The 26,978-nt window shown below is 68.0% G+C and carries 14 protein-coding genes, 2 tRNA genes and 1 pseudogene (1 of these 17 cut by a window edge); 5 read left to right on the forward strand and 12 right to left on the reverse strand.

From position 1 onward, the window contains the following. The 3 genes from AB0H76_RS33375 to AB0H76_RS33385 all read left to right on the forward strand — a co-directional run. Positions 1-13,419 carry the 3' portion of a non-ribosomal peptide synthase/polyketide synthase gene (locus AB0H76_RS33375; RefSeq protein ID WP_357331052.1) on the forward strand. Its footprint begins 11,565 nt before the window's first position, so only the last 13,419 of its 24,984 coding nucleotides appear in the window; its start codon lies beyond the left edge, outside the window; the stop codon is at positions 13,417-13,419. A gap of 233 nt (positions 13,420-13,652) precedes the next feature. Next, positions 13,653-14,900 (forward strand): hypothetical protein, encoded by a 1,248-nt coding sequence (locus AB0H76_RS33380; protein ID WP_357331053.1) that lies wholly within the window; start codon positions 13,653-13,655, stop codon positions 14,898-14,900. Positions 14,901-15,205: 305 nt separating this feature from the next. Continuing rightward, the gene (locus AB0H76_RS33385) at positions 15,206-15,403 is read left to right on the forward strand and encodes a hypothetical protein (protein ID WP_357331054.1); all 198 of its coding nucleotides are present in this window, start codon (positions 15,206-15,208) and stop codon (positions 15,401-15,403) included. Between the two features lie 205 nt (positions 15,404-15,608). Here the strand turns inward: AB0H76_RS33385 and AB0H76_RS33390 are convergent. From AB0H76_RS33390 to AB0H76_RS33400, 3 genes and pseudogenes are all read right to left on the reverse strand, one after another. Further along, a pseudogene (locus tag AB0H76_RS33390) lies at positions 15,609-15,911 on the reverse strand (mycofactocin system transcriptional regulator); the annotation flags it as partial. Positions 15,912-16,257: 346 nt separating this feature from the next. Then, a tRNA-His gene (locus AB0H76_RS33395) sits at positions 16,258-16,334 on the reverse strand. Between the two features lie 2 nt (positions 16,335-16,336). Then, a tRNA-Ala gene (locus AB0H76_RS33400) sits at positions 16,337-16,409 on the reverse strand. Positions 16,410-16,728: 319 nt separating this feature from the next. Between AB0H76_RS33400 and AB0H76_RS33405 the strand changes: the two genes are divergently transcribed. Further along, complete coding sequence (locus tag AB0H76_RS33405) at positions 16,729-17,505, forward strand: hypothetical protein (protein WP_357331055.1); 777 nt, start codon at positions 16,729-16,731, stop codon at positions 17,503-17,505. 6 nt (positions 17,506-17,511) lie between these two features. Here the strand turns inward: AB0H76_RS33405 and AB0H76_RS33410 are convergent, their stop codons facing one another. After that, complete coding sequence (locus AB0H76_RS33410; RefSeq protein WP_357331056.1) at positions 17,512-18,252, reverse strand: TetR/AcrR family transcriptional regulator; 741 nt, start codon at positions 18,250-18,252, stop codon at positions 17,512-17,514. A gap of 109 nt (positions 18,253-18,361) precedes the next feature. On the opposite strand from AB0H76_RS33410, the gene AB0H76_RS33415 reads away from it, so the two are divergent. After that, positions 18,362-18,988, forward strand: coding sequence for a hypothetical protein (locus AB0H76_RS33415; protein ID WP_357331057.1), 627 nt, complete (start codon positions 18,362-18,364; stop codon positions 18,986-18,988). Here the strand turns inward: AB0H76_RS33415 and AB0H76_RS33420 are convergent. The 8 genes from AB0H76_RS33420 to AB0H76_RS33455 are packed head-to-tail and all read right to left on the reverse strand — an operon-like array spanning position 18,981 to position 26,894. Continuing rightward, positions 18,981-19,976, reverse strand: a complete 996-nt coding sequence (locus AB0H76_RS33420; RefSeq protein ID WP_357331058.1) for an MlaD family protein — start codon at positions 19,974-19,976, stop codon at positions 18,981-18,983. The two genes, AB0H76_RS33415 and AB0H76_RS33420, sit on opposite strands and share 8 nt — an antisense overlap. After that, the gene (locus AB0H76_RS33425) at positions 19,973-21,007 is read right to left on the reverse strand and encodes an MlaD family protein (protein ID WP_357331059.1); all 1,035 of its coding nucleotides are present in this window, start codon (positions 21,005-21,007) and stop codon (positions 19,973-19,975) included. Before AB0H76_RS33425 ends, AB0H76_RS33420 begins: the two co-directional genes overlap by 4 nt. Continuing rightward, entirely contained in the window at positions 21,004-22,086 is a 1,083-nt protein-coding gene (locus tag AB0H76_RS33430; protein WP_357331060.1) for an MlaD family protein, read from the reverse strand. The genes AB0H76_RS33425 and AB0H76_RS33430 overlap by 4 nt, the downstream gene beginning before the upstream one ends. A gap of 1 nt (position 22,087) precedes the next feature. Beyond that, a complete protein-coding gene (locus AB0H76_RS33435) occupies positions 22,088-23,110 on the reverse strand; it encodes an MlaD family protein (protein ID WP_357331061.1) in 1,023 nt (340 codons plus the stop codon). Beyond that, on the reverse strand, positions 23,098-24,120 hold the full coding sequence (locus AB0H76_RS33440) for an MlaD family protein (RefSeq protein ID WP_357331062.1): 1,023 nt from the start codon (positions 24,118-24,120) through the stop codon (positions 23,098-23,100). Before AB0H76_RS33440 ends, AB0H76_RS33435 begins: the two co-directional genes overlap by 13 nt. Beyond that, positions 24,117-25,169: a mammalian cell entry protein gene (locus AB0H76_RS33445; protein WP_357331063.1), complete on the reverse strand. Its 1,053-nt coding sequence runs from the start codon at positions 25,167-25,169 to the stop codon at positions 24,117-24,119. Before AB0H76_RS33445 ends, AB0H76_RS33440 begins: the two co-directional genes overlap by 4 nt. A 4-nt stretch (positions 25,170-25,173) precedes the next feature. Next, entirely contained in the window at positions 25,174-26,040 is an 867-nt protein-coding gene (locus AB0H76_RS33450) for an ABC transporter permease (protein ID WP_357331064.1), read from the reverse strand. Further along, a complete protein-coding gene (locus AB0H76_RS33455; RefSeq protein WP_357331065.1) occupies positions 26,040-26,894 on the reverse strand; it encodes an ABC transporter permease in 855 nt (284 codons plus the stop codon). The genes AB0H76_RS33450 and AB0H76_RS33455 overlap by 1 nt, the downstream gene beginning before the upstream one ends. Positions 26,895-26,978: the final 84 nt, after the last annotated feature.

The following is a 26,978-nucleotide window of genomic DNA, read 5'->3' on the forward strand; positions in this document are numbered from 1 at the left end:
CTGGCGGTGCTGCTGCACCGGCTCGGCGCGGGTCCGGAGGTGGCGCTGGGCTCGCCAGTGGCGGGTCGCTCGGACCAGGCCCTCGATGACCTGGTTGGATTCTTCGTCAACTCTTGGGTGCTACGGGTGGCGCTGCGACCGGACGCGTCTTTCGCCGAGGTGCTCACGAGCGTGCGGACGAAAGCGCTGGCGGCCTACGCCCATCAGGATGTGCCGTTCGAGGTGCTGGTCGAGCAGTTGGCGCCGGAACGTTCGGCCGGGCACCATCCCCTGTTCCAGATCGCGCTGGCCTTCCAGAACAACACGCGTCCCGAGATCGAACTCGGATCCCTGACCGTGACACCGGCCGAGACCTGGACCGCCACCGCACGATTCGACCTGTTCTTCAATATCTCGGACGGTCCCGAGGGAGCCGGCTGGGACGGCTTCGTCGAGTACGCCACCGACCTGTACGATCGGGAAACCGTCGATGCCATGGCCGCCCGGCTCGTCACGGTGCTCACCCACGTCGTGTCCGCTCCCGAACTGCCGATCGGCCGGGTGCGCCTGCTCGACGCGCAGGAGCTCGACCGGCTCGACGAGTTCGGTGGCCGGACAGCGGATTCCGACACCGCACGGAGATCGGCTGCGGAATTGTTCGCCCGTCGGGTCGCGGTGAACCCTGAGGCGACCGCGCTGGTCTTCGACGCACGGGAACTGACCTATCGGGAACTCGATGACGCCTCGGGCCGTCTCGCGACCGCCCTGTGCGAGGCCGGCGTGCGTGGCGGCGACCGGGTCGCCCTGCTGCTGCCGCGCGGAATCGACGCGGTGGTCGCGATCCTGGCCGTGGTGAAAACCGGTGCGGCGTACGTGCCGATCGATCCGGCCTACCCGGAGGAACGCGTCGCGTTCCTGCTCGCCGACGCGCGCCCGAGGGCGGTGCTCGCGACGGGTGCGGACCTGGACCGGGTCCGCCGCATCGCCGCGCCGCGGCTCGCCGTCCTCGATCCCGAGGATCCCACGATCGCGGAGCGGACGCCGGCGCGCCTGCCGTATCCCGACCTGCGGTCGGTGGCGTACCTGATCTACACCTCCGGGACCACCGGGACACCCAAGGGCGTCGCGGTCACCCACACCGGACTCGCCGATCTGGTCGCCACGCCCGCGCACCGCCTGTCGGTGGGGCCCGGAAGCCGAATTCTCCAGTTCGCTCCGCTGACCTTCGACGCCTCGGTGAAGAATCTCTGGACCGCCCTGGCGCACGGCGCGGTCGCTATCGTGCCGACCGATGCGGAGGCGATGCCCGGCGCCGCCTTGACGGCATTGGTCGCGCGCCAGCGGGTCTCCTATGCCGATGTGACGCCCGCGGTCCTGGCGATGCTGAGCCCAGACGGCTGGGCATCGGTGCGCACGCTGGTGGTCGCCGGCGACTCCTGCTCGGCGGCGGTGGTCGATCGGTGGGCGCCCGGCCGCACGCTGGTCAATGCCTACGGCCCCACCGAAGCTACGGTCGACGCGGCCATGACCGCGGCCCTGACGCCGGGTTCGGGTGCGCCGCCGATCGGCTCGCCGGTCTCGGGGGCGGTGCTGTTCGTCCTGGACGAGCGGCTGGTCCGGACGCCGATCGGTGCGGTCGGCGAGCTGTATATCGCGGGTTCCGGTGTGGCGCGAGGCTATTGGGATCAGCCCGAGGCGACGGCCGTGCGGTTCGTCGCGAACCCGTTCGGTTCGGGCGAGCGGCTGTACCGCACCGGTGACCTGGTCCGCTGGCGCAACTCGGGCGACCTGGAGTTCCTCGGCCGGGCCGACGATCAGGTGAAGGTGCGCGGCTACCGGATCGAACCCGCCGAGATCGCGGCCCTGATCGGCGCGCATCCCGAGGTGCGGCACGCCGTGGTCGTCGCGCGTGACGACCTCCCCGGCGGCCGGCACCTGGTCGGGTATGTGGTCCCGGATGACTCCGAGATCTCGGGTTCCAGTTCGGGCGAGCTGGTCGAGCAGTGGCGGCGGGTGTACGACGACCTGCACGCCGAGCCGAAGACGGTTGCGGAGGCGGAGCCGCTCGACGCGGACTTCGGCGGCTGGAACAGCAGCTACACCGGCACGGCGATTCCGGTCGAGGAGATGCGGGAGTGGCAGGCGGCGACGGTGGCCCGGATCCTGGAGTTGAATCCCGGTCGCGTCCTGGAGATCGGAGTGGGGTCGGGATTGCTGCTGACCCAGCTGGCCGCGGCCTGCTCGGAGTACTGGGCGACCGACTTCTCGTCCGCGACGGTCTCGAAACTTGCTGCCCGGCTGGCTGATTCGGGTGTCGACTGGGCCGATCGGGTGCGGTTGGGGGTGGCCGAGGCCACCGAGGTGGCCGGTCTGCCGGAGGCCTATTTCGACACGGTGATCATCAACTCCGTGGTTCAGTACTTCCCGGGAAACGGCTATCTGCGGAGCGTGCTCGAGCGCGCATTGCGGTTGCTGGTTCCGGGCGGTTCGGTGTTCGTCGGTGATGTTCGGAATCTGGCTCTGCTGACGGATTTCGCGTCCGGGGTGCAGCAGGCGTTGGATCCGTCGGCGGATGCGGAAGTGATCGCGGATCGGGTGCGTCGCGTCGTGGCGACCGAGCAGGAATTGCTGCTGGCTCCGGAGTATTTCGTGGCGTTGGCCGGTGAGCTGGGTATCGGCGGTGTGGATATCCAGTTGAAGCGTGGTTTCGCGGTCAACGAGCTGACGCGGTATCGCTACGACGTGGTGCTGCACAAGTCGCCCACCCGGGCACGGTCGCTGGCCGATCTCGACCGCATCGCCTTCGACAGCGTGGACGGGCTCGCGAAGATCCCGCACGACCACCCCTACCGGGTGACCGGCATACCGCACCGTGGCCTTTCCACGGCGGCGAATGCCGTGCTTCCCGAGGACGTGCACCGGCTGGCCGAACAGTCCGGCCGGGTGGCGGCGGTGACCTGGTCGGCGTCGCCGGGACAGATGGACGCCGTCTTCCATCTCGCCGGACCGGTGACGGACGTCTTCGAACCCGAGGGCCCGGTGCTGCCCGCCGCCCGGTACGCAAATTATCCGCGGGCCGCCACCCTGGCCGGTGCTGTCCGGCGGTTCGTCGGCGAACGGCTGCCCCGGTTCATGGTGCCCAGCATCATGGTGGTCGACCGAATTCCGTTGACCGGCAACGGCAAACTGGACTACGCCGCGCTACCGGACCCGGAGCTGATCTCGGACACCGGATACCGTGCCCCGCGCACCTCGACCGAGCAGACCCTCGCCGGGATCTTCGCCCGGGTGCTCGGCATCGAACGGGTCGGCCTCGATGACAACTTCTTCGACCTCGGCGGGCACTCATTGCTGGCCATGCGGGTGATCGCGGGTATCCGCGGCACACTCGGCGTAGAGATCACCGTGCAGCGGATCTTCGAGGCGCCCACCGTCGCCACACTCGCGGGTGCCGTCGACACCGAGCCGGGGACCAGGCGCCGCCCGGACCTGGTGTCCATGGCGCGCCCCGAGCTCATCCCGCTGTCCTTCGCGCAGCGTCGCCTCTGGTTCCTGAGCCGGCTGGAGGGACAGTCGGCGACCTACAACATGCCGATGGTGTTGCGCCTCAACGGAATTCCGGACGAGGCGGCGCTCGGCGCGGCCGTCGGGGACCTGCTCGACCGGCACGAAGTGCTGCGCACGGTGCTCCCCGACCGCGAGGGCACGCCCGAGCAGCGGATCCTCGCCGCGGCGGACTGCCGGGACGTCTGGCAGGTCGTCGATGCCGCCGAGTGGTCGCCACAACGGCTCGACGCCGAGATCGACGCCGCGGCCGGGTATCACTTCGATCTGGCCGTCGACGTGCCCATCCGAGTGCGGCTGTTCCGCTGCGGGACAGCGGATTCGGTTCTGGTGCTGCTCGTGCATCACATCGCGGGCGACGGCTGGTCCTGGGCGCCGCTGCTCGAGGACCTGGCGGCCGCCTATGCCGCGCGTCGGGCCGGCGCGCGGCCGCGCCGGCTGCCACTGCCGGTGCAGTACGCGGATTACGCACTGTGGCAGCGGGATTGGCTGGGTGAACCAGAGTCGCCGGACGGTGCGTTGAGCACCCAGCTGGCCTACTGGCGTGGCGAGCTCGCGGGGCTGCCGCAGCGCATCGATCTACCGGTCGACCGGCCGTATCCGGCGGTGGCAGACTACGCCGGGGACCGAGTCGAGATCGCCTGGCCCGCCGATCTGCAGCAGCGTCTGCACGAGGCGGCCCGTCGCCACGACCTGTCGGCGTTCATGGTGGTGCAGGCCGCGCTCGCGCTGGCGCTGTCTCGGCTGAGCGGCAATCGTGCGGTGGCGGTGGGTGTTCCGGTCGCGGGTCGGTCGGACACCGCGCTGGATCGGGTGGTCGGCTTCTTCGTCAATACCGTGGTCCTGCGCACGGACGTGTCCGACGCGGACACGGTGACGCAGCTGCTGAGCCAGGTGAAGACGAAGGCACTGGCGGCCTTCGCGCACCAGGACGTGCCGTTCGAGACCCTGGTGGAGCATCTGGCGGTGCCGCGCTCGCTCACCCACCACCCGCTGGTGCAGGTCATGCTGGCCTGGCACAACAACGCCGACCCGCAGTTCGAGCTGCCGGGTCTCGAGGTCGACGTGCTCCCGGTTCGCGTGGATGCCGCCCGCCTCGACCTCTCGATCAACCTGCTGGAGCGGTTCGACCACAGCGGAAAGCCCGCGGGGATAGCGGGTTTCGTAGAGTTCCGGACCGATGTCTACGACGCGTCGACCGTGCGGCAGCTGGTCGACCGGCTGCGGCAGGCGCTGGCCCGAATCGTCGCGGAACCCGACCGCCGGGTCGCGGCGATCGACCTGCTGGAGCCATCCGAGCTGGACCAGCTCGACGCCTTCGGTATGCGGGACAGCGTCGGGGCGCGGTCGATTCCGGCTCTTTTCGCCGAGCGGGTGGCCGCCGCGCCGGAGCGCATCGCGGTTGTCGCCGGTGCGCGCACCTGGACCTACCGAGACCTGGACGACGCATCGGCCCGGCTGGCGAGTGTGCTGATCGACCGAGGTGTCCGCACCGGCGACGCCGTGGCCCTGCTCGCGCCGCGCGGCGCGGACACGGTGATCGCGATGCTGGCGGTGCTGAAAGCCGGTGCGGCCTATGTGCCGCTGGATCCGGGCCAACCCGGCGCGCGGCTGGCGTTCGTGCTCGGGGAGATCCGACCGGCGGCGATCCTGACCGGCTCCGCGGGATTCGACCGGGCGCTGATCCCCGCAGGGGTCGACCTGATCGAGATCGCCGACCCGGGCGCCGTCCCGGTTCGGCCGCTGCCGCATCCGGATCCACGTCTCCCGGCGTACCTCATCTACACCTCCGGGACCACCGGGACGCCGAAGGGTGTCACCGTCACGCATATGGGCATCGCCGATCTCGTTGCGGCTCTGGTGGACCGGGTCGGCATCACCCCCGAGAGCCGAGTTCTGCAATTCGCGCCGGTGGCGTTCGACGCAGCCGTGGCGAACCTGTGGTGTGCGCTGCTCACCGGGGCCGCCGCCGTGATACCCACGGACGAGCAGGCCATGCCCGGCGCCGCCCTGATCGAGCTGATTCGCGCGCGGGGCGTCACCCATCTCCCGATGACGCCCTCGGCCCTCGCCGAACTCGACCCCACGGCGGTCGGCCCGGTCGCGGTGCTGGTGGGCGGCGAAGCCTGCACCGCGGATCTGGTGCGGCAGTGGGCACCAGGCCGAGTCATGGTGAACGTGTACGGCCCAGCCGAGGCCACCGTCGACGTCACGATCAGCGCGCCGCTCGTAGCCGGCTACGGGGCGCCGATCGGCTACCCGGTGCCGGGCGCCTCGCTGTTCGTGCTGGACGAGCGCCTGGCGCGGGTGCCGATCGGTGTGGTCGGCGAGTTGTACATCGGCGGAAACGGTGTCGCCCAGGGATATTGGCGACGACCCGGGGAGACTGCCGCGCGATTCATCGCGAATCCGACGGGCGCCGTGGGCGATCGGTTGTATCGAAGCGGGGACCTGGTGCGGTGGAACCGCGCCGGTGCGCTGGAGTTCGTGGGCCGGGTCGACGACCAGGTGCAGATCCGCGGCGTCCGAGTCGAACCCGGTGAGGTCGCGGCCGTGCTGGCCGGTCATCCGGGCGTCGAGCGGGCTGCCGTCCTCGCGCGCGCCGACCAGGGCGATGACCCACGCCTGGTCGGGTACGTGATCGCCGCGGACGGCGTGGCGAGCGAGGAGATCCGCCGCTACGCCGCCGATCGGCTACCCGCACACCTGATCCCCGCCGCGGTGGTGGCGGTCGACCGGTTCCCCGTGACGCCCAACGGCAAGCTGGATCACGCGGCCCTGCCGGTCCCGGAGTTCAGTTCCGGCATCGGATTTCGGGCGCCCGCCGCGCCGGTCGAGGAGGTCGTGGCGGGCATCTTCGCTCGCGCGCTGGACCGTGAACCCATCGGCGCCGATGACGACTTCTTCGCACTGGGCGGCCATTCGCTGCTGGCCATGCGGGTGCTCGCCGGAATCCACCGTGCGTTCGGCGTCGACATCACGGTGCGCGAGTTCTTCCAGGTACCCACCGTGGCCGGTGCGGCCGCACTGGTCGCAGGGGGAGCGGCGAGTCGGCGCCCCCGGCTGGAACGGCTGCCGCATCCGGAGCGACCGCCACTGTCCTTCGCCCAGACGCGCCTGTGGTTCCTGCACCGGCTGGAAGGTAGCTCCGCTACCTACAACATGCCGTTGGCGCTGCGGCTGGGTGGCGCGCTGAACGTGGCCGCGCTCGACGCGGCAGTCACCGATGTGCTGTACCGGCATCCGGCGCTGCGGACGGTCTTCCCGGATCTCGACGGGGTGCCGTATCAGCGGGTCGTGCCGGTCGAGGACTGCGGGTCGGTGTGGACGGTAATGGATGCGAGCGGCTGGACCGGCGCGGACCTCGAGGCCGCCGTGACCGCGGCCGCCCGGCACGAGTTCGACCTCGAGCTCGAGGTGCCGCTGCGGGTGCGGCTGTTCCGCAGTGGGGTAGTGGATTCGGTGCTGGTCCTGTTGGTGCACCACATCGCCGCCGACGGCTGGTCCTGGGCGCCGCTGCTGCGCGAGTTGTCGATGGCCTACGGTGCGCGGTGCGCGGGCCAGGAACCGAACTTCCCGCCGGCTTCGGTCGACTACGTGGATTACACGCTATGGCAGCGGAATTGGCTCGGCGAGCTGGACGATCCGGACAGCGAGATCTCGGCGCAACTCGCCTACTGGCGCGCCGAACTCGACGGCTTGCCGGCGCGAGTGCAGCTGCCTGTCGATCGGCCGTATCCGGTGGTGGCCGACTACGTGGGCGAACTCCAGCAGATCACCTGGCCGCCGGCGGCCACGCGCGATCTGCGCGCGGCGGCGCGCGCACTCGACGTGACGCCGTTCATGCTGGTCCAGACCGCGATCGCGGTCGTGCTCGCCCGGGTCGGCGGCCACGGCGATATCGCCGTCGGCACGCCGGTCGCGGGCCGTCCGGATGTGGCGTCGCACGACCTGGTGGGCTCCTTCGTCAATACGCTGGTATTGCGCACCCGGGTGTCGGACGCGGAGACGGTGGCGCAGCTGCTGGCCCGGGTAAAGACCGTCGCCCTGAGTGCCTATGCGCACCAGGACATTCCGTTCGAGGTGCTGGTGGAGCAACTGGCGGCGGCCCGTTCGCTGACCCACCATCCGCTGGTTCAGGTCATGGTGGCATGGCAGAACCCGATCGCGGTGACCGCACACGACCTGCCCGGCATCGACTCGGAGTCGCTGGCGGTGGATACCGGCGCGGCGCGACTGGACCTGACCTTCAACATCGTCGAAAAAGTCACCGAGAATGGTGATTTCGAGGGGATCGCGGGCACCGTCGAATACCGCACCGACGTGTTCGACGCCGCGACGGTGCGGCGGCTCGCGGACGAGGTACGGCATGTGCTCGAGCGCATGATCGCCGACCCGGACACACTCGTCGGCTCGATCGGACTGCGCCACGACTGGGCGCGGCCCACGCTGCCGGTGGCCGAACCGGAATCGCGTACCGGCGCGGCCTACCGCGCGCCGTCGACGCGTGCCGAACACACGCTGGCCGACATCTTCGCGCGCGTCCTCGGTGCCGAGCGGGTGGGTGTCGACGACGATTTCTTCGACCTCGGCGGACATTCGCTGCTGGCCATGCGGGTCATCGCGGCCGTGCACCGCGCCCTCGGGGTCACGGTGACGGTCCGCGCCCTGTTCGGCGCACCCACGGTCGCCCGCCTGGCGGTCGAGCTCGAATCCGCCGACTTGGCGCAACGACCTCCGCTGCATCCCCTTTCGCGTCCGGACCGGCTGCCGCTGTCCTACGCGCAGAACCGGCTGTGGTTCCTGCACCGGCTGGAAGGATTGTCGGCGACGTACAACATGCCGCTGGCCCTGGGGCTGGCCGGCGCGGTCGACCAAGCCGCCCTGCGGGCCGCGTTCCGCGATCTGTTGTCGCGACACGAGGCGCTGCGCACGGTGTTCCCGGACCGCGACGGTGTGCCGTATCAACGGATCGTCCCGGTCGAGGACTGTGCCGAGGTGTGGCAGGTGGTACCCGCCGCCGACTGGTCCGAGCAGCGTCTCGACGCCGAGGTGACCGCCGCCGCACGCCACACCTTCGACCTGGGTTCCGAAATCCCGGTCCGGGCAACGCTGTTCGACCGCGGGCCGACCGAAGCGATGCTGGTGCTGCTGGTGCACCACATCGCAGGTGATGGCTGGTCCTGGGCGCCGCTGCTCGGTGATCTGTCCGCCGCGTATACGGCGCGGTCGACCGGGCAGGCACCTCAGTGGTCTCCGCTCCCGGTGCAATACGCGGATTACACACTGTGGCAACGAGACTGGCTCGGTGAGCTGGACAACCCGGATAGTGAAATCAGCGCCCAGCTCGACTACTGGCGCGCGGAACTGGCTGGTCTGCCCCAGCGAATGCCTCTGCCGGTCGATCGACAGCCCGCGGCGGTGGCCAGCTTTCGCGGCGACATCGTCGACCTGGCGATCGGTGCCGAATTGCGCGGTGCGGTAGAGCGATTGGCGCGACGCGAGGCGGCAACCGTGTCGATGGTGCTGCACACCGCGCTGGCGCTGGCGCTGCATCGATCCGGTGCCGGACCGGACGTGGTGATCGGGTCGCCCATTGCTGGGCGGGCGGACGAGGCCCTCGACGAGCTGGTGGGATTCTTCGTCAACACCCTGGTGCTGCGCACGACCATTACCGGGACGCTGTCGGGTGCGGAACTGCTCAGCCAGGTCAAGGCCACCGCGCTCGGCGCGTACGCCCACCAGGATGTCCCGTTCGAGGTGCTGGTCGAGCAGTTGGATCCGGTCCGCTCGGCGGCCCACCATCCGCTGTTCCAGGTGGCGCTGGCCTTCCAGAACAATGCGCAGGCCGAGCTCGAACCCGGTGCGCTGCGGGTGACTCCGCGGTCGGCGTGGACGGCGACCGCGCGCTTCGACCTGTTCTTCAATATCGTCGACACCCCGGATGGTGCCGCTTGGGCGGGCTATGTCGAGTACGCGGTCGACCTGTTCGATCGGGCTACCGTCGCGGCCTTGGTCGACCGGGTGATTCGAGTGCTGGAACAGCTGGTCTCCGACCTCGGCGCGCCCGTCGGCGGTATCGACGTACTGGTCGATCAGGAACGCCGGTGGCTGGATACCGTCAGCAATCGAGGCGTCCGTGCCATCGCGCCTCGGTCGATTCCGGAACTGTTCGCGCGACAGGTCGAACGCACTCCGGACGCGGTAGCGCTGGTCCACGCGGGGCGGACTCGGACCTACCGCGAGCTCGACACGGAATCGGGTCGCCTGGCCGCGGTCCTGCTCGAGGCGGGCGTGGTACCGGGCTCTCGGGTGGCGCTGCTACTGCCGCGCGGGGCGGACGCGGTGATCGCCATCCTCGCGGTGCTGAAAACCGGTGCGGCATATGTGCCCATCGATCCGGCCTACCCCGATGACCGGATCCAGTTCGTGCTCGGTGATGCCCGGCCAACGGCGGTCGTCACCAGCGCGGCGACCATGGCGCGTGCCACGGCCGCGTGCCCGGTGGAGACGGTGGTCTTCCTCGATATCGCACAGGCTCGGTCGAGCGACGCGCCCCCGGTCGCGCTGCCGTCGCCGGATGCCCGGTCCACAGCCTATTTGATCTACACCTCTGGTACCACGGGGACACCCAAGGGTGTCGCGGTGCCGCACGCGAATGTCGCCGCGCTCTTCGCGGGTCTGGCCGACCGGGTCGACCTGACGCGGAGCCGGGACGGGCAGCAGGTGTGGTCGCTGTTCCACTCGTACGCGTTCGACTTCTCGGTGTGGGAGATCTGGGGTGCGCTGCTGCACGGCGGCCGGCTGGTCGTCCTCGACGACGAGGTGGTGCGGTCGGCGCGCGAATTCCACCGCCTGCTGATAGCGGAGCGTGTCACCGTGCTGAGTCAGACGCCCTCCGCGTTCGAGGCGTTGGCCGCGGTGACAGGCGACCGTGCCGAATTGAGTTTGGAGCTGGTGATATTCGGCGGCGAAGCTCTCGACCCGCGCAAGCTGGGTGGGTGGCTGACCGATGCCCGGACGGGCCCGCGCATGATCAATATGTATGGCATCACCGAGACCACGGTGCACGCCTCGTTCCGCGAGCTGACCTCCGCCGATGCCGCCAGCGGTGCCAGCCCGATCGGCGTGCCACTCGCGACGCTCGCGTTCGCCGTGCTCGACGACCGGTTGCGGCAGGTGCCGGCCGGCGTGGTCGGCGAGTTGTATGTGAGCGGTCACGGTGTAGCGCAGGGGTATTGGGGCCGTCCGGGGCTGACCGCGGCACGGTTCGTCGCCGGTCCGGACGGTGGCCGGAGGTATCGGACCGGCGATCTCGCCCGCTGGAACCGCGCCGGCCATCTGGAGTTCGCGGGACGAATCGATGACCAGGTGAAGATCCGTGGCTACCGGATCGAACCCGGTGAAATCGAGGCCGTGCTGTCGAGTCATTCCGGGGTGGCCCGGGCGGCGGTGATCGCCCGGGAGGATCGCCCGGGCGACACCCGATTGATCGGCTACCTCGTCCCCCTCGACACCGCGCCCGCACCGGAGGAGACCGGCGACGGCGCGCCGGAACATGTGGCGCAGTGGCGGCGGGTATACGACGACCTGTACTCGGGCGCCGAGTTCAGCGACGACGCCCAATGGGGCGGCCTGGGAGCGGATTTCAGCGGCTGGAACAGCAGCTACACCGGCGCCGCGATTCCGGTCGAGGAGATGCGGGAGTGGCAGGCGGCGACGGTCGCCCGGATCCGCGAGTTGCGGCCGCGGCGGGTCCTGGAGATCGGCGTGGGGTCGGGGCTGCTGCTGTCGCAGCTGGCCGATGCGTGCGAGGAGTATTGGGGGACAGATCTTTCGCCCGTCACTGTGTCGAACATGGCCGCGCGGCTGTCTGATTCGGGTGTCGATTGGGCCGACCGGGTTCGCCTGCGGGTAGCCGAGGCGATCGATGTGTCGGGGTTGCCCGAGGGCTATTTCGATACGGTCGTGGTGAATTCGGTGATCCAGTACTTCCCCGGCGCCGGCTACCTACGGCTGGTGCTGGAGCGCGTACTCGGCTTGCTGGCGCCGGGTGGTTCGGTGTTCGTCGGTGATGTTCGGAATCTGGCGCTGCTGGCGGATTTCGCGTCGGGTGTGCAGCGGGCGTTGGACCCGTCGGCGGGTGCCGAGGTGATCGCGGATCGGGTGCGCCGGGTCGTGGCGACGGAGCAAGAGCTACTACTGGCTCCGGAGTTCTTCGTGGCCTTGGCCGATGAGCTGCCCGGTATCGGTGGTGTGGACATTCAGTTGAAGCATGGTTTCGCGGTCAACGAGCTGACGCGGTATCGCTATGACGTCGTCCTGCACAAGTCGGCCGTGCGGCCCAGATCGGTGGCCGATCTGCCCGAATTCGTCGTGGCCGATTCGACTTCGATCGAGCAGCGGGTGGCGGAGCTCGTGCGCGACCATCGCCGCGGCATTCGCGTCGTCGGGATACCGCACCGCGGACTCCGGACCGACAGCGCAGTGCTGCGGGCCAACGGGCTCTTGCCCGAAGACCTGCATATCCTGGCCGAGCGTCTGGAATTGCGTGCCGCCGTGACCTGGTCGGCGCGACCGGGTGCCATGGACGCGGTATTCGTCGCCGCGAGCGAAAGCGCGCTCACGGAGGTATTCCGGCCGTCCGGTGCGCTGGACGACGCGGCGCGCTACGCGAATTATCCACAGGCGGCGACTTTGTCCGCCGAGGTCCGTGGCTTCGTCGCGGACCGGCTGCCCGCGTTCATGGTCCCGGCGGCACTCATGGTGGTGAACGAGCTTCCGCTGACCGTGCACGGAAAGCTGGACCGGGCCGCGCTGCCCACTCCAGAATTTCTGTCCGAGGCCGGATATCGGGCGCCGTCGACTCCGGTGGAGGAGACCCTGACCGGAATCTTCGCCGAGGTACTCGGCGTCGAGCGGGTCGGCGTCGATGATGATTTCTTCGAACTAGGCGGCCATTCCCTGCTGGCAATGCGGGTGATCGCCGCAGTGCATCGCTCGTTCGGTGTGGATATCTCGGTCCGCATCCTCTTCGAGGCGTCGACGGCGGCCGGATTGGCCCGGATGGTGGAAGCGAGCGCTGCGGGCGCAGAACTACCGGCGGTCGAACCGCTGGCCGTCATCCGCAATGGCGTCGGCATCCCGCTGTTTTGCGTGCATCCGGGCGGCGGAATGGGATGGCGATACCGTGACCTGGGCGATTATCTGAACTGCCCGATCGTTGCGATACGACAGGTCGAAGGAACGGATGTGGCGCAGCCAGATTCGGTGCGGCAAATGGCGGAGAACTATGCAGATCTGATCCAGAAGTTCCAACCCAGCGGCCCGTACCGGGTGCTCGGCTGGTCATTCGGCGGTGTGGTCGCGCATCAAATCGCGGCCACCCTGCGCACCCGCGGGTGTGTGGTCGAACGGCTGATCGTGCTCGACGCCTATATCCACAAATTCACCGACCGGCCTGAAATGGATCGCGCCACCCTGACCGAAAGCGTGCTGGAGGAATATGTCCGGAACAACCAGATCGAATTGACTCCGGATCTAGGCCATCTCACCTACGAGAAGGTCCGAGAATACGCGGACCGACAGGGGCTGATCGACGTCCTGCCGCCGGACTGGTTCTTCGAGGTGATCATGGACAATATCATGCTGAACCGAAATCTGGCCGACAATCATGTTCCAGATGTCTTCGACGGCGATATCGACATGGTCGTCGCCGAAGTGGAAAAGCTAGAGGCCCTGCGGCCGGAAAGCTGGCGACAATATGTCACCGGGACGGTGCGCGAATATTCGGTGGCCTGTCGACACGCAATTATGCTGGAGCCCTCGGCAATGCGCTTGTATGGCCGACATCTGGCCGAACTATTGCGGCTATGATCGCCCGAACAAGTGCTTGCCAGCCGGGTTTGGTGGCTGGCGCGACCGCGCCGCACCCCCGGACGACCAGCACCGGGGATATGGGCCGCCGATGGCGGCGCAGTTGATCGCCGATACGCAGGCGTCGGGTGCTTCCCGAGCGAGGCGCGGTTCACCATGCACGCCGTGGACTCAACCGCGCCTGCACCGCATCGCACTCACCCAGACCGTCGATTGACACAGGAGAGATTCCCATGGTCGCAGTCGTCATCCGCCCGTTGGCGCACAGCGAGGAAATCTTCGCCGCTGCGCATGCCTACACCGGACATTCGGTCCGCGTACATGGCCGGTTGGATATCGGGGCACTTGCGGCGGCGTTCGACGCGGTGGTCCACTCTCATCCTGTGCTCGGAGCGCGGCTCGAACGGGACACCCATGGTCGGCACACGCTGGTTACTTCCGCTGCTCGCCCGCGCCTCTCGGTAACCGAAGGTGATCCCGACCAGCTTCTCACTGGTGCCATCCTCGATCAGGCTAGAGCGCTCGGCACCGTGTGCGTGGTGCGCGAACGTGCTCGGGCGAGCGTGACCCTGCTGACCAATCACTGCATCGCCGACGGCACCCATACCGTGACGATCTTCGCCGATCTGTGGTCGTACTACACCGATATCGTCGAAGGGCGCGCGATCCAGCCGCGCGAAGCCGGCTTTCCGCTCCCGGCCGAGGAGCTGCTGGTGGCGCGGGGCATCGAGAAGTTGCCCCTTGATCAGGCCGATCCCGACCAGACCCAGGTGCCGCCACCGATGCCGGAGCCCGATCCGCAACCCGTCGACGACGCAGGGTTCCTACTGCTGCACACCACTCGCATCCGGCTTACCCGGGATCAGACGGGTGCCCTGAGTGCGCTCGCGCGTGATGCGAATGTGACCGTCAACGGGTTGGTCTCGGCGGCAATTCTTCTGGCGGAATCTCGCTTCCGCGGGCTCACCATGTCCGAGCTGATCTTCACCTGCGCCGTCGACCTGCGCACGCGCGTCAGCCCCGCGGTGGGGCCGACGGAGGGAACCAATATGGTCGGGTCGGCGGTCTACACTCCCACCGACGCGTCGCCGACGGATCTGGTCGAATTGGCGCGCGACATCAATGCGTCCGTCCGTGACCAGATCGCGGACGGCATCCCGCAGCAGATGCCGCTGCACATCGCTGACATGTCCGCGGGCGCTGTGGTCGTCCCGACCCAGCTGATCGTCGGCGCGACGAACCTGGGCCGCGTGCCACACCTGCCGACTCCCGCGGACCTCACCCTCGACGACTTCCGAATCACGATGGCGGGCAAGCCCTTGGCAATCGGTAGCCCGCGCGCATCAAGCGCCAGTTGCAATATCAGCATCTTCGACGAACGGCTCAGCATCGAGGTCCACCACGCGGAATCCGCGTGCACTGCAGAGCGCCGGCGAATGGATCTCATCCAAGCCGGACTGCTCGCGGCCATCGCTGGCTGATCGCGCCCGCACGCGGGCACGCGCATCAGGTGCGCCACGGCCGCCCGCCGGCGTTCCGGGTCTAGAAGTCCTTCAGCGACGCATGGTCACCAGAGCGGCTTAGCGAAGTGAAGCGCACTTGAGCGGTAAAGCCGATTGAGGTTCCCCTGCTCTCTCGGAGGGCTCTGATTGTGGTCCCGATAAGCTCGGAAGGAGTCATTCTTGGCAGCACCGAAGTACCCGATGAGTTGAAGACGCGGGCCGTGTGGCTGTATCGGGAGTCCGATCCGCAGCTGACGATCCGCAAGCTGGCCGAGTAGGTCGGGATGCATCACGAGGCGTTGCGGAACTGGATCCGCCAAGCCGAGGCCGATGCCGGCGAACGCACCGACAGACCGAGCACTGACATGCTCGCCGAGAACCACGCCTTGAAGAAACGAGCGGCGGAGTTGGAGCGGGCCAACGAGATATTGCGTTCTGCGAGTGTGTATTTCGCCTGGGAGCTCGGCCTGACCCGGCGGTGATGCGGTTCATCGAACAGAACAGCCAACACCCGGTCGAGCTCCTACTACGGGTCCTGGGCATCGCGTCCTCGACCTACTACGAATGGAAGAAGCGCGCGCGGCAACCGTCGGATCGCCGGGTCGAGGTGCGGACCGAGATCAGCGTTCGACCGGTAGCTGTGATCCCGAAGGGCCAGCCACCCGGCCGCCATCTTTCGCAGTGGAATCAGTCGGGCCACCGAGTCGGCACGGCACCGATGTTGTCCACGAGGGTCGACATCGCCTGATCGAGTAGCTTTGGCAGCGAAGCAGTTTCGCCTTCCAGCCACGTTTCGTATGCAGCCAGTGCCAGTGCCAGTGCCAGTGATACTTGGGCGACCATGCGGGGCTTCAAATCCGTTGCGCTACAGCCGGTTCCGGCGGCGACGAATTCGGCGATCACATGGCGCCAGGAGGTGCTGCGCAACACCGAATGGGCCAGCAGCTCCGGTGTGGTGAGGATCAACTGCATCCGCTTCTCGATGGGGTGGGGCTCGCGTTCTCGGGAAACTCACTGAACTGCAGCACCGCTCGTTGCACCACCATCGGCAGGGGAGTTTCCGCGGGCGTATCACACTGATCGGACAAAAGACGGCACCGGCAGGCCTCGCCACCAACGGACACTGCCGCCGATGCAGCGAAGGGGCCTGTGTTGTTGGATAATCGCACGTTGTGTGGCCGGCAACATGACAGCATCCCCGCGAAAGCCGGAAGATTTCTATGCCAGTAGCTCGACGCGCTTGGTTTCATGGACTGAATACACTGCGAAAACTTGGTAAGAGCATCGAAAAAGATCAAGTCTCCAGTGGCCGAAAGTTGCTCTGAACTGGATGTTTTGGGCAGAGCGACGGGACTCGAACCCGCTAGGACCAGTTCCACAAACTGGTGCCGCGACCGCTTTGGCTTCGCTCTGCGTGGACCCGATCGGACTTGAACCGACAACCGACTGCGTGCAAAGCAGTTGCTCTCCCGGTTGAGCTACGAGCCCGGGAATGAAAAAGGGCCGCTACCACTTTCAGTGGTGCGGCCCTTGACAGGTTTTGAAAACCCCTATCAAGGACCGATCGGATGCGAGGCATACTTCGAGGAGCCGGCGACTCGCCGCTTCGCCTCGAATTCCTGATGCCCGGTCATTTCCGATCCCTCCGTCGTTGTGTGTAATCAAGGTAGCAGCAGAACCGCACCCACAAAACTGATTTAATTCGAGCACCCCCGCACGTCTCCGGGGGTTCGGAAACGCCCGACCGCGTTCCAATGTTGTTGCAGGTAACAGGCTTACGGTCCGCCACCTGTCGGTGCCCGCGGTGATGACCTCTCCCATCCCCGACGACCCGGTCGTCACTATCGCCGACAGCGACCTGAGCACGTGTGATCCGCCGAAGCCGAAGGAGTACCGCGCCGATCTCTCTTTCCTGCTCGCGTCCCAGGACAGTCGATTGGTCGCGATCATCGAGCCGCAGACCGCGGCTCCGAAGCCGCACAAGCGGCGCAGCTGGCCGGCGTATGTGGTCAACGCGCACCGCACCCACCACTGCGACGCTCATCTGCTGGTGATCGCCCGCAGGCAGCAAGTCGCTCGCTCGTGTGCCAAGCCGATCCGTCTCGGCCATCGCGGTTTCACGCTCGCACCGCATGTCATCGGCCCGGACAACACTCCTGATCCCACCGACCCCGCCTTGACTGCGGCCAATCCCGAACTCGCGGTACTCGCCTGCCTGACCGGCGCACTGGACTTGGACATAGTCGCCAACCAGCACCTGATCCTCGGGTTGATAGCGAACCTCGATGAGGACCGCAAACGCCGCTACAATTCCGCCATACGCGACGCATCCTCCCCGCAGATCCGACACTCCATGGAGGCGCTCATGACGACCGTCTATCGAGATAAGTTCTACGAGAAGATCAAGGCTGAGGGGCGGGCCGAAGGGGCTGCGGAGCTGCTGCTCGACATTCTGCGCGAACGAGAGTTCCCGGTGTCGTCCGAGCTGCGCGAACGCGCGATACACGCAGACGAGGAACAGCTCCATGCGTGGGCGTTGCGGGCTATCAAGGCGACGTCCATTGAAGAGGTCTTCCTCGACTGAGGGTGCTCAGTCGGGCATACCCGCCGCGACCCCATCCAGGATCAACTCCAACCCGAATCGAAAGTCATCGCCGGTGGGGTCGTCGCTCGGGGGTGCGCTCTCGAAGAGGCCGGATGAGAACAGGGCTGCCGCGTCGGGGAACCGGTTGGGGTCTACCAGGATTGCCATTTGACGCCCGTAGTCCTGCTCGTGCTGGGGCTGGGCCCCGCCGTCGGCCAGCCAACCGTCGGAGAGCTGCTGAGCCAGTAGGTCGGCGTGGCGGACGTAGCCGCCAACGACGGTGAGAATACCGAGTTTTGCGCCCGGGTCCGCCCCGGTGTCGCGCAGGGCGCGTAGCCCGGAGTCGACCCAGGCGAGGAGGTGCGGGCCGCGTGGGGGGCCGGCGATGGGGAGTTGGGCCAGCCAGGGGCGGCGGCGGTGGACCGCCCACTGCGCTAGCGCCCATTGCCGCAGCAAAGCACGCCAATCATCGTGCGGGGGAGCATATTCCGGTGGTTCACCGAATCCGAGGTCGCCCATCAGGGTGAGTAGTTCATCTTTGGAGCCGACGTGGCGGTAGAGCGACATCGGCGTCACTCCGAGTTCGGCGGCGAGCTTGGGCAGGGTGGCGCCCGCCAATCCGTCGCGGTCGGCCAGCTCGACGGCGGTGCGCACGACCCGCTCCACGTCCAGTCCGGCGGGCCGCCCGAGCCGGGATCCGCGCTGTAGCCGCCACAGCCGGGCGAGATCGTCGGGCAGGTCGGTCAAGGATCTCACTCTCCAGTCTGATGCGGGGCCGTTCGAAGTGAGGGTATAACACTTAAAGTATAAGCAATATACTAATGGTCACCGACGCGACCGTCTGGAGTGAAACCCCATGGACAGCACCATGATCCGCAAAGTCACCGGCACCGCGGGCCTGATCGCCACCCTCCTCACACTGGTCGAACTACCCCTCTACTTCGTCTACTCCGGACCACCCCCGGACTGGAACGTCTTCACCCGCAGCATGTTCGGCCTCACCGGCCTCACCTTGTTCGTGGTGTTCATGTCCGGCATCCGCTACCTGGTCAAAATCCACGCCCCGGAGTACGAATGGGCGGGCGGGCTCGCCACGGCGGCCGGTCTGATGTGGCTCACCGTCGCGTTCGTCTCCACCGGTCTGGAAGTCGGCGCGGTGATCGAGGCCCCCGAACCGATCGACCCGACCATCGCGGTGACCGGCACCTACATCCTGTACGGCTCGATCTCGAAGCTGCTGATGGCACTGTTCCTGTGCGCGTTCGCCTTCGGTATGGCCAAGGCGCGGCTGCTGCCGCGCTGGACCATCCGATCCGCCTACGTCCTGGCCGCGGTGCTGCTGCTGTTCGTCCCGTCGATGTACTTCGGGAACAACCCCGCGGACTTCTACGCCGCCAACGGCTGGGGCACGACCGCCACCATGGGCGGTGTGATGATGCTGTGGCTCGGGTCCGTCAGCATCGCCCTGGTGCGCGCTACCTGATCCCGATCTGCAATTCCAGCGAGCCGTCCGGACCGGTCGCGTGCAGCGCCTGCGAGATCAAGCTGCCCAGGTCGATCCGCGAGATCGGGCCGGGCACCATCGCGAACAGCGGCTCGAACACCGGCAGCAGCGTGCGCAGCTCCGGCCCGAGCGTGCCGATTTTGACGGCGAGCTCATCGAGCAGCGGCACCAATCCGATCACCTCCGGGGTGTCGGTGAGGTAATCGCCGGGAGTGTCGCCGATCCGGATGACCCGCGCGATCGCGCCCGCGACCTCGGCGACGCGCGGTCCGAAGTCGGCCCAGGCCCCGGCGGCACCGCTGAGTTCCCCACCGCCCCAGGCCATCTGCTCGGCGTGGGCCTGCATGTCGATGAGCATCCGGCGGATCAGATCGGTGCGGCTGAGCAGCGTGGCCGCCAGCAGGTCGGTGGATCTGGACAACTGCGGGATCACCGCGTCGGTGCCCGCGAGGCCGACGCTGAGATTGGTGACGATCGCGCTCAACGCTTGCGGATCCACCTGCCGCAGCAACTCGGTCGCGGTGCGCGCGACCTCGGGGATCGACACCGGAGCGCTGACCATCGCGGCGTCGACGCGCTGCCCGTCGCGCAGGTAGGGCCCGCCGCCGCGGGCGGGCCGGAACTCGAGGTAGGGCTCGCCGAGCCCGGACAGCGCCTCGATCCGCACCGCGCTGCTGAAGGGCAGTTCGTAGTCGGCGTCGTAGTCGAAGGCGACCTCGATACCGTCGCCGATGTGCCGAAGCGTGGTGACCGTGCCGATCTCGATGCCGGACAGCAGCACCTTCGAGCGCGGCAGCAGCCCGCCGGAATCCGGCACCACCAGGACCGCGGTCCGGCGTTCGGCGAACCAGTCGACCTTGACCACACCGAAGCTGAGATAGGCGACACCGACCACCAGGATGATCCCGATCGCGGCCAGCGACACCAGCGGGCCGAGGCGCCGGGCCGCGCTGTCGTCGGGATTCATCGCACCACTCCGATCATCTTCAGGGCGTTGATGATCGCCGCGACCTGCTCGTCGGTGCCGACCGCGGGCGCGCCCTCGATCTCGACCCGCCCGATGTTCAGCCTCGGCGCCTGGGCGAACGGGATGATCTCGTCCCGGATCAGCGACACCAGCCGATTGAGGTTCGACGGCGCGTTCAGATCCAGCGGCCGGTTGGTGAACAGCAGGGGGACAAGGGCTTTGGCGGCGGCGTCGCTGGCTTCCAGCAGCGGCCCGAGCCACGCCACCGCGTGCCCGATGATGCCGAGCCCGCCGATCACGCCCAGGGTCAGCACCAGCGACTTGGCATCGGCGGGAATCTCGACCGCCCCGCGGGCGCTGAGCAGTTCGTCGAGCTCGCGGGGATTCTCCAGGACCGCACCGAGATCCTGTTCGATGGCGTCCAGGAACCGATCGACCGAATTCAGGTTCCCCGCGACGTCTTCCACGTCCTTGCCGAGCACGTCGAAGACGCGCGCGGTCTCGGCGGGTTGCTCGGGCAGCACCCGGTTCAACCGGTTGATCATGTCCTGCACCTGCTGCACCGCACCGCCGCCAACGAAGGTCGACATTCCCGAGAGCAGGTCCTCGATCTGCAGCGCGGGCCGGGTCCGGGCCAGCGGGATGGTGCCGCCGGGCGGAATGGTGCGATCGAAACCGGTTGCGGGCGTGCTGAGTCCGAGGAAGATGTCACCGAGGATGGTGTTCTGCCGCAACTGCACGGTGGTGTCGACGGGCAGCCGCACCGTCGCGCTGATGTCGACGACCGCCTCGACCCGGCCGGGCCGCTCCGGGGCCGGATCGACCACCCGCACCTCGCGCAGGCTGCCGATCTGGGCGCCGTTGGCCACCACCTTGGCCTGGGCGGGCAGGTTGAGCGCGTTGGCCAGTTCGATGCGCACCTGATAGGTGGGGCCGGCCACGGTCGCGCCGGGGACCGGCACCTGGGCGGGGTCGAAACCGCATCCCGTCAGCAGCAGGATCGTGGCGACCGCCAGTACCGATTTCCTCATGTGCCCGCCGATCCGAGAAGTAGTGGCACCAGGCTCGCGTCGGTGCGGCACCGGCCGGGCACCAGCACGTTGACGGCCGCGCAGATCTGGTCGGCCTGCTCGCGCGGCAGCGCCACCCGCGGCGGCGCGTAGGTCAGCCGCGGCTTCCCGGTGACCGGATCGAGTATCCGCACGAAGGAGTCCACGATCGGCGGGATCATGGTGATGAGCTGTTGCAGCGTCCCCACGTTCGCCGAGAGCAGCCGCAGCCCGGGCAGCGCCCCGTCCAGCGCCCCCAGCAGCGGCCGCCCCCACTCCCGCGCCAGCTCGTTCAACCACGGCAGGATCACCAGCAGCGAGTTGATCAGCTGCACGGTGGTGTTCCACAGCTGGTTGATGAACGCGATGCCGGTGCTCGCCCGGGCCAGCACGACGGTGATGTCGTCCCAGTTGACCGCGATGCTGTTCATCAGCCCCGCATACGAGTCCAGCAGCGCCCCGATGTGGCCGACGGCGGCATCGGGGGCGCGCAGGGCTCGGCCGAGGTCTTTGATGAGCTTGTTGAGTGCGGGCCCGGTGCCCGCGGTCGCGTTCTCGAAGGCCAGCACGCTGTCGTGGATGCGGGTGCGCTCGCCGGGTTGGGTGGCGCCGTTGAGCTGGCCGGCGAGCTGCGAAAAGCCTTGCAGCGTCTGGCTGATGCTCTTCGGGGTGAAGGTCTTGGTGATGCAGGTGCGGGGGTCCCAGCGGTCGGCGGACATGGAATCCCCGAGCACCGCCAGGTCGCGGTCGGCGACGAGGCTGTCCGACACCGTCGTCGCGGTGACCTCGCCGCGCAGGGCATGCTCTGCGTTGAGATGGAACTCGACGCGCACCCCGGTGCCGTCGGGCCGGATGGAATCGACGCCGCCGATCGGGATGCCGAGCATGGTGACGTGGTTGCCGGGGTAGAGGCCGACCGCGTCGGGCATCAGCGCGCAGTAGGAGATGGTCTTCTTCATCGGATCGAACACGACCAGATAGGCCAGGATCGTGACGACCGCGAGCACGAGCGTGCCCGCCACGGTGACGAAACCGGGTGCGCCGAGTATCCGTTTGAGCATTTCAGCACCCCCGGCCCGGCACCGGCACGCACACGTTCAGCATGGAGTGATCGATGACAAGGCCCTCCTCGGAGGTGGACGCCGCGACGAGCCGGTCGCGCAATTCGCGCCACGCGGGCAGCGCCGCGTCCAACTGGCCGCTGAGCTGCCCGAGTTGCGGCAGCAGTTCGCGTAACCGGCTGGTCATCGGTTTCAGGATGTCCTGGTAGGAGGGTTCCAGCGCCGCGATCCGGGAGAGCAGTTGCGCGGCAATCGTCAGCGCCACCTCGATTTCGGCGCGCTTGTTCAGGCCGAGCACCATCAGCATGCCGAGCTCGCGGACGAACGTGCCCAGCAGCGACTTGTTACCGTTCAGGGCCCGCAGATACTCGTCCATCACGGTCAGCGCCCGGGACACGTCCTGGTTCTGGCGCTCCAGGATGGTCACGAAACTCTGTGCGGCCGTGCCCATCTGGCGCAGCGCGTCGGGGCTGTCCCGCATCGATTCCTGGAGCGTGGCGAGGTTCGCGCGCAGTGTGTCGCCGTCGACCTCGGCGACCGGAGCGGCGGCGTCCTGCAGGGTCTGCACCAGGCTGTAGGGCAGGCGCACGCGGTCGGGCGGAATCATCGTCTTGCCCAGGGGTTTCTCGCCGGCGGGGAACACCGCGAGATAGTGCCCGCCGACGGCGGTGAGCATCCGAATCTCCAGGCTGGTGTCCGCGCCGAGGAAGACCTCCCGGTCGACGGTGAACCGCATCCGCACCCGGTCGGGCAGCAGTTCCAGCTCGGTCACCGAGCCGACGGTGATCCCGGCGACCCGCACCTGCGCCCCCGCCCGGATCGACTGCGCCTCGGAGAGCTCCGCGGTATAGGTCGTTTTGCCCAGGGGGAGTACATAAATGACGGCGGTGGCGAGCAGGAGCAGGGCGACGAAGGCCGCGCCCGCGACGCCGAGCCGGAACTCGCGGCGGTTCTTGGCCGCCTCGTGCCGGTCGGGGGTGTGCGGCAGCCACCGTGCCGCCGCGAACAGTGTCATCCGTTGCATATCGCCACCCGCTGTCCGGCCACCAGCACCGAAAGAACCTGGGGCAGTTCGGCATTACCTCTGGAGCAGGCCAGGCTGACCTGACCCGCGCCCGCATTCGCCGGCGGCAGCAGGTTGCTCATGGTCTGGAGCAACCCCGGTAGTCGGCCGATCGCGTCGGCGGCCGCTTGCGGATCCGGGAACAGCAGCATCAGGTCCTGGTAGACGTCGGGATTCGCGGACTCGGTGAACCCCAGGGTGTCCAGCAGTCGATTCAACGGCCCCAGTGCCGTCGGGGCGACGGCGGCGAAGTCGAGCAGGCCGTCGAGTTTCGCGCGGAAGGCGGTGAACACGTCGGCGATGCCTTGCAGCAGTGTCACCAGATGCGGTGACTTGCCGCCGATCTGGGTGGAGATGGTGTGCAGGTTCGCCACGATGGTGGCGATCACCGCCTGCCGGTCGGTGGTGTAGCGACTGAGTTTCTCGATCGCGTCCAGCGCGGGCCCGATCCCGGAGCCGTTGCCCTCGATGACGGCGAGCATGCTCTCGGTGAACTGGTTGAGCGCGCCGGGGGAGAACTCCTGGATCACCGGCTGCAAGCCGTTGAACAGTTGCGTGATGTCGAACGAGGGCACCGTGTTGGTCACACCGATGGCCGCGCCGCCGCGCAGCAGCAGGCCGGGCCGGTCCGGCTGGCGGATGTCGACATACCGCTGACCGGTGAGGGTTTGGTAGCGGATGGCGAGCACGCTGGTGTCGTACACGGGCCGAGCGCTCTGGACGGTCAACCGCACCGCGGCGTGGGTGCCGCGCAGATCGATGCCGACCACCTTGCCGACGCCGACGCCGAACATGCGCACGTCATCGCCGGTCTTCAGGCCGCTGGCATCGGTGAATTCGGCTGTGTAGGAGGAGGTGTCGCCTTCGATCGGCCGGGTGATGGCGTTCACCACGATCAGCAGCAGGGCGATCATGGCCGCGGCGAACAGCGTCAGCCGGACCAGGATCGCGCGCAGGGACAGGGGTTTCACCGCACCGCTCCCAGCGCGTCGTAGCTCTGCTGCCCGAGCAGCGGGACGGCCAGACCGGGCATGCCGCGCAGCGTCACCGCCACCGAGAGGGCCGGGCCGTCGGGCGTCTGGACGAACATGGCGTGCAGCCGGGTGATCAGCTCGTCCATCTCGGCCTTGGACCGGCGCGGATCGGGCACCGTCGCGGCAAGGGCCGCCACCACCGGCGTCAACGCCGTGGTGTACCCGTCGAGGTAGTGCTGTGCCACCGCGCCCACCCGTCCGATCGCGGGGAAGGCCCCACCGGTGACCATCGCGATGGTGGCGTCGTAGCGCGGCCGGTCGCGCAGGAAGATCTCGATGTTCAGGATGTCGCTGACCAGCCGGAAGGTGGAGCCGGTGAAATCACCCACGCCGGTGAAGAACGCCGCGTACTGATCGAGCAGGTAGTCCGAGGGGTAGCGCTGGGTGTCGGCCACCGCGGTGCTCAGCGTGAGTATCGCCTCGAACAGTGGTGTGAAGGAACGCAATTGGCCGCTGAACTGGTGGATCAGTTCGCTCAGTCGTGGGGTGAGCACGTCGGTGGAGGTCTCGGTGAGCGCCCGCAGCAGCTCGCCCATGGTGACGTCGTTGACCTTGCTCGCGTTGAGCCCGGACAGGTCGACCAGCGCGCCGTCCCGCAGGGGCGCACCGCCGGTGGCCGCGCGCAACGTGACCGCGCTGACCCCGAAGAGGTTTTCCGGGGCGTAGTCGACGCTCAAAGTGTCGGTGAGCGAAGCGGTTTGGCCGCGATCCAGGTCCAGTGTGATCAATTGCTGGCCCTGACCGACCGGCTCGATCTCGGCGACCGAGCCGACCAGCATCCCGTCCAGCCGCACCCGCGTGCCGGGCAGGACGCCCTGTCCGATCTGCTCGGTGCGCAGGTGTAGTCGCAGTAGGTCGTCGGGTCTGTCGTCGAGTCCGGCGCGCCAGGTCAGCGCGGCGACGGCGGCCGCGACCAGCGCGAGCGCGCCGAGGGTGCGGGCGCCGCGCCGGCTCATGGTCACCCCGGGAATCGTGTAGTTCGGCATGGGCTCACCCGGGGAATTCGATAGCGGAATTGATGCCCCACAGCGCGATGGTGAGCACCATGTCCAGGGCGATGATCGAGACGAAGCTGGCCCGCACCGCGCGGCCGGAGGCGATACCGACGCCCTCGGGTCCGCCGGAGGCGAAAAAGCCGTAGTAGCAATGGATCAGGATGACGGTGACACCGAAGATCAGGATCTTCACCACCGCCGCGAAAATGTCGTAGCCGCTGGTGAATTGGAAGAAGTAGTGGTCGTAGACCCCACCGGCCTCGCCGTGCAGCGCCACGATGACCGTCGCGCAGGCCAGGTAGGACAGGATCAGCGCGATCAGGAAGGTCGGCACGATGGCCACCGCGCCGGCGATCACCCGGGTGGTCACCACGAACGGAATCGACCGCAGCCCCAGCGATTCGATCGCGTCGATCTCCTCGGAGATGCGCATGGCGCCGATCTCGGCGGTCATCCGGCAGCCCGCCTGGGCCGCGAACCCGACGGCGGCGGCGATCGGCGCGAGTTCGCGGGTGTTGGCGAAGGCCGAGACCACCCCGGTGACCGGGCCGAGGCCGATCAGGTCCAGCGCCGCGAAGGATTGGATGCCCACGCCCGCACCCATCGCGACACCCAGCACGATGAGCATCGGCACGGTGCCGCCGCCCACGATGAGCGAGCCGCGGCCCCAGGTCATGTCGGTGATGGTGCGCATGGTCTGGGCGCGATAACGCTTGAGCGTCAACGGAATCGCCCACAGCGCCTGGAAGACGAAGCCGAGCAGGAAGCCGGTGTGCTCGACCGGCTGGAGCAACCGGCCGGGCCGGCGCGCGACGCGGTAGGCCCAGCCCAGGCCCTTGGGCGCGTACGGTGCGGCCGTCATCACGCCACCCGCAGCGGCATGAACATGGTGACCACCTGGGTGATCACCAGGTTCAGCAGGATGATCGAGGCCACCGAGACGACCACCGCCGCGTTCACCCCGTCGGCCACGCCGCGCGGGCCGCCTTTGGCCTCCAGCCCGCGCTGGCACGCCACGATCACCACCAGGAACCCGAACAGCATGGCCTTGGCCAGCGAGATCCATACGTCGGCCACCACCGCGAAGGAGCCGAAGGTCGCCCAGTAGCTGCCCGGCGTCACGTTCTGCGCGCTGATCGCCACCGCGTACCCCGAGATCACGCCGACGAAGATGATGAGGATATTGAGCAGCGGGGCCACCAGCAGCATGGCCGCCACCCGCGGGATCACCAGGCGCTGCACCGGCGAGATCCCCATGGTGCGCAGCGCGTCGATCTCCTCGCGTACCGTGCGCGCGCCCAGGTCGGCCGCGATCGCGGAAGCGCCCGCGCCGCCGAGCAGCAGCCCGGTCGCGATCGGAGCGCCCTGCTGGATCACCCCGAGCCCGCCCGCGGCGCCGATCATCGAGTCCGCCCCGAGCTGATGGATCAGGTTGCCCACCTGCACCGAGACCACCACCCCGAACGGTACCGCCATCAGGATCGCCGGAATCGCGGTGACGGTCACGAGATACCAAGCCTGCCGGAGCATTTCGTTCCATTGGAAGCGCAGGCCGATCAGGTCGGCGACGCCGCCACGCACCGATTCGAGGCCCATGTCGACCGCGCGGCCGAAGGTACGGATACCGGAAACGATTGTGCCGGTGACATTGTGGCGAACGATCTGCAAAGCGGTCGCCGGACCGCTGTCGACAGGAGCCGTCGAGGCATCCTTCATGAATCCTCCCTCACCCGCCGCGCCGACGCATCCCACCGTCGGCACCGGCTCGGACAACCGTAAAACAACGACGTCAATTTCGCG

It is taken from the genome of Nocardia sp. NPDC050712, from assembly GCF_040654295.1.
Taxonomy (GTDB): domain Bacteria; phylum Actinomycetota; class Actinomycetes; order Mycobacteriales; family Mycobacteriaceae; genus Nocardia.